Source organism: Curtobacterium caseinilyticum (assembly GCF_030363035.1).
GTDB lineage: Bacteria > Actinomycetota > Actinomycetes > Actinomycetales > Microbacteriaceae > Curtobacterium > Curtobacterium caseinilyticum.
In genome coordinates, this window is record NZ_JAUCMN010000012.1 from 1 (window position 1) to 12,354 (window position 12,354).

Annotated in this window: 11 protein-coding genes; 7 read left to right on the plus strand and 4 right to left on the minus strand. The window is 73.7% G+C overall.

The features are described 5' to 3' along the window. Positions 1-156: 156 nt before the first annotated feature. The 5 genes from QUG93_RS14470 to QUG93_RS14490 all read left to right on the plus strand — a co-directional run bounded on the left by QUG93_RS14470 (position 157) and on the right by QUG93_RS14490 (position 3,607). Positions 157-327 carry a CsbD family protein gene (locus QUG93_RS14470; protein WP_289474981.1) on the plus strand — a complete coding sequence of 57 codons (171 nt, stop codon included), beginning with the start codon at positions 157-159 and terminating at the stop codon, positions 325-327. Between the two features lie 64 nt (positions 328-391). Next, positions 392-1,591, plus strand: coding sequence for an Asp23/Gls24 family envelope stress response protein (locus QUG93_RS14475; protein ID WP_289474984.1), 1,200 nt, complete (start codon positions 392-394; stop codon positions 1,589-1,591). Further along, positions 1,588-2,004, plus strand: coding sequence for an MFS transporter permease (locus QUG93_RS14480; RefSeq protein ID WP_289474987.1), 417 nt, complete (start codon positions 1,588-1,590; stop codon positions 2,002-2,004). Before QUG93_RS14475 ends, QUG93_RS14480 begins: the two co-directional genes overlap by 4 nt. 288 nt (positions 2,005-2,292) lie before the next feature. Further along, positions 2,293-2,778, plus strand: coding sequence for an RNA polymerase sigma factor (locus QUG93_RS14485; RefSeq protein WP_289474990.1), 486 nt, complete (start codon positions 2,293-2,295; stop codon positions 2,776-2,778). Continuing rightward, positions 2,768-3,607: a hypothetical protein gene (locus QUG93_RS14490; RefSeq protein ID WP_289474991.1), complete on the plus strand. Its 840-nt coding sequence runs from the start codon at positions 2,768-2,770 to the stop codon at positions 3,605-3,607. The genes QUG93_RS14485 and QUG93_RS14490 overlap by 11 nt, the downstream gene beginning before the upstream one ends. A gap of 9 nt (positions 3,608-3,616) precedes the next feature. Here QUG93_RS14490 and QUG93_RS14495 read toward each other — a convergent pair whose 3' ends face one another. The 4 genes from QUG93_RS14495 to rimK all read right to left on the minus strand — a co-directional run bounded on the left by QUG93_RS14495 (position 3,617) and on the right by rimK (position 9,735). Continuing rightward, a complete protein-coding gene (locus tag QUG93_RS14495) occupies positions 3,617-4,591 on the minus strand; it encodes an NAD-dependent epimerase/dehydratase family protein (RefSeq protein ID WP_289474993.1) in 975 nt (324 codons plus the stop codon). Further along, entirely contained in the window at positions 4,588-7,419 is a 2,832-nt protein-coding gene (locus tag QUG93_RS14500; protein ID WP_289474997.1) for an alpha/beta fold hydrolase, read from the minus strand. Before QUG93_RS14500 ends, QUG93_RS14495 begins: the two co-directional genes overlap by 4 nt. Continuing rightward, a complete protein-coding gene (locus tag QUG93_RS14505) occupies positions 7,416-8,489 on the minus strand; it encodes a 3-oxoacyl-ACP synthase III (RefSeq protein WP_289475215.1) in 1,074 nt (357 codons plus the stop codon). The genes QUG93_RS14500 and QUG93_RS14505 overlap by 4 nt, the downstream gene beginning before the upstream one ends. 67 nt (positions 8,490-8,556) lie before the next feature. Beyond that, the gene (gene rimK / locus QUG93_RS14510; RefSeq protein ID WP_289475000.1) at positions 8,557-9,735 is read right to left on the minus strand and encodes a 30S ribosomal protein S6--L-glutamate ligase; all 1,179 of its coding nucleotides are present in this window, start codon (positions 9,733-9,735) and stop codon (positions 8,557-8,559) included. A 70-nt stretch (positions 9,736-9,805) separates the two neighbouring features. Here rimK and QUG93_RS14515 point away from each other — a divergent pair, with 70 nt between their 5' ends. Both QUG93_RS14515 and QUG93_RS14520 read left to right on the plus strand, forming a co-directional pair. Continuing rightward, positions 9,806-10,267: an ATP-dependent zinc protease family protein gene (locus QUG93_RS14515; protein ID WP_289475003.1), complete on the plus strand. Its 462-nt coding sequence runs from the start codon at positions 9,806-9,808 to the stop codon at positions 10,265-10,267. Positions 10,268-10,526: 259 nt separating this feature from the next. Next, on the plus strand, positions 10,527-12,350 hold the full coding sequence (locus QUG93_RS14520; protein WP_289475006.1) for an alpha/beta hydrolase: 1,824 nt from the start codon (positions 10,527-10,529) through the stop codon (positions 12,348-12,350). The last annotated feature ends 4 nt before the right edge of the window (positions 12,351-12,354 follow it).

Genomic DNA, 12,354 nt, shown 5'->3' on the forward strand with positions numbered 1-12,354 from the left:
GCCGGCAGGTCCCGGTCCTGGTCCACCTCACCGGCGGCACCCGCACCGCACTGGCACGCACCACCCGCGTCCAGTAGTGCCCGAGCCGGAGCACCGGCCACACCGCAGTCCACACCACCCGGGCGACCAGCCCGACCGACAAGGAAGGAACCCCTCATGGGACTCGACGACAAGATCAAGAACGCCGCACAGGACCTCTCCGGCAAGGCCAAGGAGGCCTTCGGCAAGGCGACCGACAACGACGAGAAGGTCGCTGACGGCAAGAAGGACCAGGCCGCTGCGAGCGCGAAGCAGACCGGCGAGGACGTCAAGGACGTCTTCAAGTAGTAGCGGACCACGGCCGTCGCTCCCGGACGGGAGCGACGGCCGTCCTGTTCTGGAGGAGGAAGCCATGCAGCACGATCCGAACGCACGGACCCAGGTCACCGAGGTGGACCTGCCGTCCGAACTGACCACCCCGCTCCCCGACGACGCCGGGCCCCTGGTGGTCGCCGCCCGCACCGCGGCGGAGACGGCGCTCGGCGTGCCGGGCGTCCACCACCTCGGCGGGCTCGTCGCCCGCGCCGCCGACCGCGTCCGAGCGCAGCTCGGCCGGACCGCCGGCGCCCCCGGTGTCCAGGTCGACGACAACGACGGCACGTTCGACGTGACCGTGTCGGTCGTCGTCGAGTACCCGGAGCCGGTCCCTGCGGTCGCCGAGGAGGTCCGCCGACAGGTGACGAACGCGGTCTCGCAACTCGCAACCGGCCGTCCGACGACCGTCGATGTCCGCGTGCTCGACGTGCACGGCCCCTTCGACGACGAACCGACCCCGATCGACAGGGCCGGGGACGCGATCGGCGACGCCGTCGACGGCACGGGGTCCGCCGTGGCCGGTGCCGCCGAGAACGTCCGCGCGGGCGCTGCCGAGGTCGCCGAGCGGGCCCGCGACGCGGCACAGGACGCCGCCGACGCCACGCGTGACGCCGCCGGCCGCGCACGTGACGCCGCCGGTGAAGCGGTCGATCAGGCTCGCGAGACCGCATCCGACCTGGGCGACCGGGCCTCGGACGCGATCGACACCGCGCGTGAGAAGACCGCCGACGCCGTCGACACCGCGCGTGAGCGCACCGCCGACGCCGTGGACGACGCCCGCGAGGCAGCATCCGACGCCGCCGAACGGGCCGCGCAGAAGTCCTCCGAGGCGGGCGATGCCGCGAAGGACGCGGTCAGCGCTGCGAAGGACGCCACCGCAGACGCCGCCGACGAGGTGCGTGAGCACGCCTCCGGTGCCGCCGCTGCCGCGACCGATGCCGCCGCCGACGCCGGTGCCGCCGCGTCCGACGCCGCGGATGCCGCCGCCTCGACCGCGCACGACGCCGCCGACAGTGTCGAGCACACCGAGCAGACCGAGGGTGCCGACCCGCACCACCGCGGCGCGCACGCGGCCGACACGGACGTCGACGACCGCGTCGCCGACGCCCTCGACGACGCCGCTGACCGCATCGAGCACGCCGCCGACGTCGTCCGCGACGAGGCAGCCGCGCACCACGACGAGGCCACCCACCACGAGGGCGAGCACGCCGAGGACCGGGGCGAGGCGCAGCGATGAGCACCGCGTGGACGGGACGCCGGGGCACCAGAGCCCGGCGACCCCGTCCGCGCGGCGTCTGGACCGCGTCCGGCATCGGCATGGTGCTGGTGCTCGCCGTGGCCCTCGGCGCGTACCTGCCCCTGGTCGGCTTCCTCGGCGGGGTCACCGCGACGACCGCGGGCCTGGTGCCGTTCCCGTTCGTCCGCATCACCCTCGTCACGCTGCTCGGCCTGGTGGTCGTCCTCGCGCTGCTCCTGCTCGCACTGACCCGCCGCCACACCGTGAGCTCGGTGTTCGCCGTCGTCATCGCGGTCCTGGTCAGCCTCGCCGTCACGGCTTACCCGGTCGTGACCATCGCGGTCGCCTCGGCTGACCGTGCCGGTGACGTCTGGCCCATCGTCACCGAGCTCTGGCAGCGCTTCACCGGTTGACCCGGTCGGCGCCGCACTCCGACTCGTCGGCGCTGCGACGACGCACCGCCGACGCCCGACCCGCGACGGACCCGTGACCCGGACACGGGTCCGTCGCGGCTCCCACGCACCACCCCACGGACGGGAGGCGCGGTGCCCGCCCGCACCATGCCTCCCGTCCGTCACGACGTCGCCCCTGCCCGGCGCGACACGCGCGGGCGCACGTTCCGCGCACCCGATCCGTCAGGATCGCTCCCCACACGACATCATCAGGGTGAGGGACCGACACGACCGGGGTGAGGGGGAACCGTGGACGAGGACGCCGTTGACGACGTCACGCTGCTCCGGCGCACGACCGCCGGCGACCGTGACGCCCTCGCGCACCTGTTCGACCGGTACGCTCCCGTGCTCACGCGAGTGGCCTGGGTGTTCGCGGCCACGCCCGACGAGGCCCGAGGCATCGTGCAGGACACCTTCGGTGCGCTGTGGGACCGGGCCGACTCCCTGCAGCTCGCGACCGCGTCCCTGCTGCCCTGGCTCCTCGCTACATGTCGCGACGTCGCCCAGCGCACGGTCGGCCGCGTCCCGGCGGGCGGCGACCCCCTGCGGTGGGTCAGGGGCACCGTCGACGCGATGTCGGCGGACGACCGGTCCCTGTGCGAGCGGTGCGTCGTCGACGGACGCCCGTACGCCGACGCGGCTCGCGACCTCGGGCTCACGGTCGCCGCGGTCGGCTCCCGCGGCGCCCGACCCGTGCAGCGTCCCCGGAAGGCGGTGATGCGTGATGGACACTGAGCCCCCGCAGGGAGACGATCTGCAGCGCATGCTCGTGCCGATGAAGCGGCACGTGCTCGAACACGCGACACCCCGTCGGTCCCGTCGCGGACGGACGACCGGCATCGCCCTCGGCATCGTGGGCGTCCTGCTGCTCGGTGCAACCGGGGGCGGTGTCGCACTCGGGCTCATCCCGACGTCGTTCACCGGGCAGGCCCAGGCGCCCGCACCGAGCGACACCCCCGAGCAGTTGCCGAGCGAGGCACCGTCCGGAGCACCCGTCTCCGACGAGCCGACACCGGTCCTGACGCCCACGTCCACGCCGACGCCCACACCCACGTCGACCCGGCCGCCCTACTCGCTCTCCGACCCGTCCACCTGGACGATCTCGGGTACCGAGGTCGGTCCGGTCGCCCTCGGCGGGCAACTCGACGCCGAGACCGACGACCTCCGGGGCGTGCTGTCGGACGAGTTCTCGTCCTGCTCGAACCCGCGGGCGTCCTTCTGGGCCGGCAAGGGCACGCTGCTCACGATCATCACCGGTGCCGACGGCCGCATCGAGTCGCTCTCGGTCCGCGGACTCGCCGAGACGACGGATCGCCCCCCGACCACCGCGGCCGGCATCGGACCCGGCAGCACGGTCGCCGAACTCCGTGCCGCGTACCCGGACCTCCGCCGGTCGTCCACGTCGGACCCGGACCCCGCGGTCACGGACGACCCGTACGGCGGTCTCACCACGACCGTGGACGGATCGTTCGTCACCTTCTCGACACGCGGACCGGACTTCCCGGTCGACGAGGTGTGGGTGAGCACCGTCGACGACGCGCCGCCGACGGAGTACTGCAACTGACGAACCCGGTCAGCGCCGAGCGGACTCGCGCAACCGGTCGAGCCCCTCGTCGATCGTGACGGTCGGCGCCCACCCCAGGTCGCGCCGGGTCCGACGCTGGTCGAACCAGTGCGCCGTCGACAGCTGCTCCGCCAGGAACCGGGTCATCGGGGGCTCGTCCGCACCCGGACGGACACGCCACACCGCCTCGACCACCGATCCCGCCGCACGGGCGAGGGCGGCCGGCACGTGCAGGCGCGGCGCCGGGACGCCCGATGCGACGCAGATGCCGGCGAGGAGCTCCCCCACCGGCCGGGGCTCGCCGTTCGTCACCACGTAGGCGGCGCCGTGCACCCCGTCGTCCGCAGCGTGGTCCAGCGCCGCGACCATCGCCGAAGCGGCGTTGTCGACGTAGAGCGTGTCGATGAGCGCCGCTCCCGAGTCGAGCAGCGGCAACCGCCCGGCGCGCGCGCGCTCGACGATCCGTCCGACGAGCTGCGTGTCCCCGGGGCCCCACACCAGGTGCGGGCGCACGGCGACCACCGCGAAGCCCGGTCCGTCAGCGGCCAGGGCCAGGAGTTCGGCGGCGGCCTTCGTCCGGGCGTAGTGCCCCCGGGCGGCCGTCGGCTCGGCGGGACCGGCGCCGCTGCCGGCCAGGGACGAGCCGGTGTGCGCCACCGAGGGCGACGACACGAAGACGAACCGCTGCACCCCCGCCGCGCGTGCCGCGTCGAGCAGAGTCCGCGTGCCGTCGACGTTGACGCGCACGAAGTCGGCCGGGTCGCCGGCGAGGGAGACCTTCGCCGCGAGGTGCACGACCGCGTCGGCGCCCTCGACAGCACGAGCCACCGCTGCGCCGTCGGTCATCGATCCGAGCACGTCCGTCACCCCGTCGACGCCGGAGGGGCGCCGCTGGAACGTCCGGACCTGGTGCCCGGCGGCACGCACGGCGGCCGCGGTCGCCCGACCGAGGAACCCGCTGGCCCCCGTGACGAGCACGATCACGGGCGGACCATCCGCCCACCGCCCAGCACGGCCGACGCCCACCGCGACAGCCGTGCACGATCGACCTTCGAGTTGTGCCGGATGTCGGTCGGCAGCACGGGCACGACGAGCACCGCGGCGAGCGGTACCCCCGCTGCCGCACGGACGGCGGTCGCCAGCTCGGTCGACGCCAGACCCGGACGACGAGCTGCGGGAACGGTCTCCACGACGGCCACGACCTGCTGTGTCCCCTCCGGTCCGACGCCGGCGATGCCAACGCGGCCGACACCGTCGACGCGCTCGATCCGTTGCTCGGGACCGACCGGGGTGACGACGCCCTCGGGGGTGGTCAGCACGTGCTGCAGCCGCCCCTCGATCCAGAGGCGACCGTCGGCGTCGAGGTGTCCGACGTCACCGGTGCGGTGGCCGCGCGGGTCGTCGACGCCGAGCCGCGAGACCCGGTCGGTCCGCCAGAGCCGGTCGTAGTGGTCGCGGACGTGGGGAGCGGACACGACGACCTCGCCGGTGACGCCCGGCTCCGTGGTGAGGGCACCGACCGGTCGTCCGGCACCGTCGAGCGGGGCGATCCGGACGCGGACACCAGCCGCGGGCGTCCCGACGCAGATGCCCTGTTCGGTGGCGTCACCCGAGACCGCGCGGACCCCGTCGAGGTCGATGTCCGTCATGAGCAGCCCCTCGGTCATGCCGTACGGGGTGTGCGCCGACGCGTTCGGCATGAGCTCGGTGGCCGCGGTCAGGAGCGACGCGGACACCGGTGCCCCGGCCGACAGGAACAGGCGGACCCGGCCGAGCGCGGCACGGTCGGCCGCGGTCAGCGCGGACGCCGTCCGCACGACGTTCGCCAGCGCCGCCGGAGACAGGAACACGACCGTCGCGTCGGCCGCGGTGACCGCATCCGCGACCGCACGGGCCGTCAGGGTCCGGGGCGCGGTGACGTCCATGTCCGGCGCCACCGAGCGGGCGCCGAGCGCGGGCCCGAGCAGGGCGAACGGGGCGAACCCGGCGACCAGACCGGTGCCGACGCCGACGCCGTACTGCGCCGCGAGGACGTCCCGCACCGCGGCGAGCTGCCCGTGCGTGTAGACGACGCCCTTGGCCGGGCCGGTCGACCCGGAGGTGAACAGCACGGCCGCCGGCTCGCCCGCGGCGGGGGCCGCCGGGAGCTCGGCGCCGGCTGCGAGTCGACGGGCTCCGAGTCGGGCGACCTCGGCGAGGCTGTGCTCGACACGGAGCGCCAGGCGCGCCGGTGCCGGGAGCGCGACGGTCGCGATGCGGCGTCCGGGCCACCCGAGCGCGCGTGCGGCAGCCAGACCGGGACGCGCTCCGACGATCCAGTCCGGTCGGGCTCCGCGGACCGCCCGGGTCAGACCGCGCAGACCGAGACCGGCATCGGCCACCACCACGACGGCGCCGATGCGGACGCACGCGTAGAGCGCGGCAGTGAGGTCGGCGCCGGGGGTGACGAGGAGCGAGACACGGTCGCCGGGACGGACACCGACGTCCTGCAGTCCGGCCGCGACCTCGTGGATCCGTCGGGCGAGCAGCCGCCAGGAGATCGTCCGGGGCCCGCCGGCGGCCGCCATCTCGACGAGCGCGGGGTCGTCGGAGTCGCGCAGCTCGTCGAGCGCGGCCCAGAGCGGCCGGTGGTCGGACCCGGGACTCGGGCTGGGCGACGCGTCTCGCACCGCAGGACCCGAGATCGGTCGCTCAGCGTGAGACGCGGCTCCGGCAGGCGCGGCAGCGGCAGGCCCGGCTCCGGCAGGCGCGCCACCTGCAGGCGCGGCGGCGGCAGCGGACGGGAGGCGCGGGGCGGCTCCCGGGTGCGGCCGGCCGTCCGGCAGGTGGTCGCCGAGCCAGTCGAGCACCGTCCCCGCCACGTCGGCGTCGTCCGGGAGCAGGTGACCGGCACCCTCGAAGCGGTGGACGTCGGCGTGCGGCATCCGCTCCACCAGGTCGTCGAGGTACCGCTCGAGGAACACCGGGTCACGCGGGCCCCACATCACGAGCGCCGGGACCTCGAGCGCCGCGACACCGGCGGCGATCCGGTCGAGCTCGGTCGCGCTGGGGTGTGCCGCGTCGACGGGGATGTCCGCGACGAAGCCACCGACGCCGCCCCGACGGGCCGCACCGCGGTACGGCGCCCGGTAGGCATCGGCGGTCGCTCGCTCGAGCCTCGGATGGGCGATGGCGAGCGTCGTCTCGAGGAACGCCGGGGTCAGGACCGTCCCACGCCCGAGCACGCCGGGGCGCAGCGCCAGCCGGAGCGGAGCGGGGATCGGGGCGTCGACGGGCTGGTGCACGGCGGTGTTGCACGTCGCCACGCCCACCACGAGCTCGGGGTGGTCGACCGCCCAGCCGAGCGAGACGACACCGCCCCAGTCGTGCCCGAGGGTGACGACGGGCCCGGTGAGCGCGAGCTCGTCGGTCAGGGCGCCGAGGTCGCGGACGCGGTCGGCCAGGCGGTGCTGGTCCGCGGTGCGCTCCGAGAAGCCCATGTCGAGCTGGTCGACCGCGACGACGCGCCAGGCCGGGCCGCCGGCCCGGGCGACGTCGAGCGTGCGGGTGGCGACCGACCGCCACAGGTAGGACCACGTCGGGTTCCCGTGCACGCAGAGCAGGGTGCCGACCGGTGTCACGCCGAGCGCCTCGAGGGAGCCGGCCGTGTCGAGGAGGTGCCAGGTGCGCGCGGGGCGGGACGTGCCTCCCGGCCGGTCCGCGCCACCGGCGACGGTGACCAGCCGTGACCAGGCCGGGTCGAGCCCGGGCAGGGGCGGCGGGAGCGTCGCCGGAGCCGTGCTGGCGGCGACGCGCGGGAGGCCGGACCTCACCAGCGCAGTTCCATCATCGCCGTGTTGATGCCCGAGCCCACGCCACCCAGGAACACGCGGTCGCCGCGGGTGATGCCGCCGCGGGCGACCTCGTCCGCGAGGGTGATCGGGATCGATGCCGGGCCGACGTTGCCGAAGCGCTGGTAGGTCGTCGGGACCTTGGTGCGCGGGACGCCGATGGCCTCGACGAAGGCGTTCGTGTGCACGTCGGAGACCTGGTGCAGCACGTAGCGGTCCATGTCCGCCCAGTCGAAGTGCGCGCGGGCCTCGTTCCAGGCGGCGACGACGAGCTCCATGCCGCCCTTCAGCAGCATCTTGGCGTCGGTGAACATGCCGTCGACGCTGCCGACGCACAGGTCGTACCACTGGGTCGCCGCGCGGGTGACACCGCCGACGATGCGGTGCCCCTCGGGGTGGACGTCGGACGGGCCGAGCACGGCGGCTGCGGCGCCGGACCCGAGGGTCAGGCTCGCGAACTCGCTCATGAAGTCCTTGCGGTTCCGGCCGCCCTGGTTCAGGCGGTCGATCGTGTTGAGCTGGACCTGGTCGGCGTCCTCGCCGTCCACGACGAGCGCGTACTTGATCTGCCCGGAGTCGATCATGCCCGCGGCCACGCTCATCGCGTTCACGAAGCCGAGGCACGCGTTCGCGATGTCGAAGTTGATCGCGGACGTCGGCAGCCCGAGCCCGTGGTGCAGGCGGACTGCCACCGACGGCTCGAGGTGCGGACGGGTCACCGAGGTGTTGATGAGGAGACCGATCTCGTCCGGACGGACCCCGGCCTCGGCCATCGCGCGGCGGCCGGCGTCGATCGCGGCGTCCTGGAAGGTCTGGCCCTCGCCCCAGTTGCGGCGCTCCGTGACACCGGCGACACGCTCGAGCAGACCCATCGGCAGCCGGAGTCGCCGGAGGGCCCCACGGAGGCGCTCCTCGATGTCCGCGGAGGTCGTGACGCGCTCCGCGGTGGTCGTCGCCACCGAGAGCAGCGACACGTTCTGGTGCTTCGCCGTGGCGTTGCCGGGGCGCTCCGGTTCACTGCTCGTCGCCTGGTCGACCGGCCGTTCCGTCATGATCGTCACCGACACATACTTCCGCATCTCGCCTGGACGTGGGGTCCGGGTGCGCCGTGCGGAGGCGTCACGCGTCCTTCGGGAGCTTGCGGACCTTGCTGCGCCGACGCCGACGGTCCGGGATCATCGAGCGCATCTCCTCGAGCTTGCCGAAGCACAGCAGTCGGTCGCTCGCCTGCAGTTCGACGCCGCTGCGGGGGTTCGGGATCACCGACGCACCGCGGTGCAGCGTCAGCACGGTGATGTCCCGGTCCCAGAGCCCGGACTCCTTGATCGTCTTGCCGACGAGGTCGGCGTTGGTGTGCACGAGCAGCTCGGCGACGCCGTAGCCCGTCGAGACGCTGAGGCGCTGGCGGACGTCGATCTCCGGGAACGCCACCTGGTTGCCGATGAAGTCGATGATCGCGCCGGCGACGTCGAGGCCCGTGGCGCGCTCGATGCCCTCGAGCCCGGGCGACGAGTTCACCTCCATCACCAGGGGTCCGTCGTTGCCCTCGAGCATGTCCACGCCGGCGACCCGCAGACCCATGATCTGCGCCGAGCGGACCGCGGCCTCCTCGTACTCCGGGGTCAACGTGACCTTCTCGACCGTGCCACCGCGGTGCACGTTCGAGCGGAACTCGTCGCCGCTGGCGCTCCGGCGCATCGCGGCCACCACACGGTCGCCGACGACGAGGGCGCGGATGTCCTTGCCGCGGCTCTCCGAGACGAACGACTGGATGAGCACGTTCTGCTTCGTGGAGTGCAGCGTCTCGACGATCGACTCGGCGACCTTCGCCTCGGGCGCCAGGATCACCCCGATGCCCTGCGTGCCCTCGAGCAGCTTGATGACGACGGGAGCGCCACCGACGCGGTCGATCGCTCCCCGGACGTCGGCGCGGCTGTTCACGAACGTGGTCGCCGGCATGCCGATGTGGTGCCGGGACAGGATCTGGTTCGCGCGGAGCTTGTCACGCGAGTTCGTGATGCCCGTTGCGGTGTTCGGCGTGTAGACGTCCATCTGCTCGAACTGCCGGACGACGGCGGTGCCGTAGTACGTGATCGAGTTGCCGATGCGCGGGAGCACCGCGTCGTAGTCGCTGAGCAGCTTCCCGCGGTAGAGCAGGTCCGGCTCGTCGGCGGTCAGGTCGATCGCGAACCGCAGGGTGTTCAGCACCTTGACGTCGTGCCCGCGATCGATCGCCGCCGCACGGAGGCGCTGCGTCGAGTACGCGCGCGGGGCGCGCGACAGGATGGCGAGTTTCATCGGGGTGCTCCACGGGGGTTCGAGGACGTCGACGGCGACGCTCCATCAAAGCATGGGACAGGATGGGCACATGGCCCGGAACCCGACGATCGCAGGATGGCGCGAGTGGGCTGCCCTGCCCGGGTTGGACCTGCCCTGGATCAAGGTGAAGCTCGACACCGGGGCGCGGAGTTCCGCGCTGCACGCGTTCGACCTCGAGGAGCTCCCCGGCGACCGGGTGCGCTTCTCGGTGCACCCGTGGCAGGACACCGACGCCGACGCCGTCACGCACGAGTGCGACGTGCACGACCGCCGGATCGTCCGGAGCTCGACGGGGCACACGCAGGAGCGCATCGTCGTGCTCACCCCCATCACGCTGGCGGGCCGCACGATCGACGCCGAGGTCACGCTGAGCAACCGCGACCAGATGGGGTTCCGGATGCTCGTCGGCCGCCAGGCGCTGCGGCAGGGGTTCCTCGTCGACCCGGCCAGGTCGTTCACGGCGGGGCGTGCGCCGAAGGAGATCCGGCGGCGCAACCGCGGTCGCGCCTGAGGCGCGCCGCGCTGGCGGCAGCGCTTGCGCGCGGCGCGCGATGCTCCCGCACAACGGAAGGCAGATCGCACCACCTGAACACGTGGTGCGTGCTGCTCCTGGTCGTGCGCGCCTCCCTGGCGCACCACTGCGGACGGGAGGCGCGGGGCGGGCCGGGCACGCGCCTCCTGTCCCCGAAGGGCGGTGCTCCGAACTCTGCCGCCCCCGTTCCTGAAATGCTACGTTCTACACATTGCCGATCTGGTGATGGGGGTGGAACGTGGGGTTCGAGTTCGACGACGCCGCAGCTGCGCAGCTCGCAGCGTGCGCTGCGCAGGCCGCGCTGGCACTGCGCGGGAGCGCGGGGCCGCGCCGGAGCGCTGCAGGAGCAGCGCTCCGGGACTTCGACGGCGGGTACGCGCGCTTGTTCGAGTCCGCGAGGACCGTCGAGTCGGAGGACCGGGTGCGTCTCGCACGCGCCCTCGACGACCTCGCCGACCAGGTGCGTGTCGCCCAGCACCAGGCCTTGCAGGAGCGGCACCGCCGCTCGGAGCTCGCGGCCTGGCGGAGGCGGGCGGCCGACCGCCAGCACGCACTGGTCGGCGTCGGCGCCGTGTGGGAGCCCGTGCTCGACGCGAGCGCGGCGGTCCTCGATCCGGAGCCGTCCGACGTCCCGGTCCGACCGACGCCCGTCACCGCGACGTTCCGTGCTCGACGCCGGCAGCGCACCGGCGGCCACGCCGGCGCACGCAGCAGTGCCGACCCGGACCGGTTGCGGCGGTTCGCTGCTGCTTCCTGGGCACAGGACGGCGCGACGGAACAGGACCTCGTCCGGGTCCGGAACGCGTGGGCCGGGTTCCGCGACCGCTGCCCGTGGGTCCCCGTCGAGGCGCCCCCGCTGCCGGGCGGGTTCGGTGCGTACCTCGACGAGAACGCCGAGGACGCCCGGTGGGCGGCCCGGATCGCCGACGCGTTCGAGGCTGCCGGCGGAGGGCCGCTCGCCGATGTCGCGCTCGACGTCACCGGGGCGTCGACCCTGCCGCCCTCGATGCAGCGACTGCTCGATCCGTCCCTGACCCCGGCACAGGTCGCAGCGGCATGGAGGGAGCTCGGGTTCACGGCGGAGGACATCGCGGCGCTTCCGCTGCGCACTCAGATGCAGGTGGCGAACCTCGACGGGGTGCCCGCCGTCGCTCGTGACGTGGCATCGCGGCGGGTGCTCGCCACAGCGGTCCGGGACCCGGGGCGGATGTACCGACTCTTCGGGCTGGCGTACACGTACGGCTCGGTGAGCCTCGAGGTGTTCACTGCACAGGTCCGCGCGCTCGCTCAGGGCCTCCAGCGGGCCGACCAACTCGCGGCCGATCTGCCCACACCCACCGCGAGGGTGGCACAGCTCGTCGGCTTCGGCGTCGCGAACGGCGCTCCCGTCGCAGCCGTCGTGCTGGGCAACCTCGACACCGCTGAGAACGTCGCGGTGAACGTCCCCGGGGCGACGACGACGCTCGACAGCACGCTGCAGAAGGTCCGCGCTGCGTCGGGGCTCCTCGACTCCGCGGCAAGGCTCCGGGGCTCGATGTCCTACGCGGTCGTGTCCTGGTTCGGCTACCGCGCGCCAGCCATCGCCGAAGTCCCGTCGCAGGGACGAGCAACCGCGGGCGGGGCAGAACTGGCATCCTTCCTCGACGGCATCCACGACAGTCGAGGCGGCGCACCGCGTCGCCTCACGGTGCTCGGCCACTCGTACGGGTCCACGACCGCAGCCGAAGCACTGGCCCAGACCCGGCACCGCGTCGACACCTTCGTCACGTACGGGTCGGTCGGCTTCACCGACGCCGCCAGGCCGGAACACCTGCACGTCGACCGGGTGTACGCGACGGAAGGACAGGCGGACCACACCGCCGTCTACGGCAGGATCCGCCGGACCGACCCGCGCGACCTGCCGGACGTCGAGGTCTTCAGCTCCGAAGCGGCGGACGGCCTCACAGCCGTGACGGGCCACGACATGTACCCCGAGGCCGCTGGCCAGGTCGGCTACCTGACCCCCGGCTCAACGGCGCAGGACACCATCTCCCAGATCATCGCAACGGAAGGGCGAGGATGAAGAC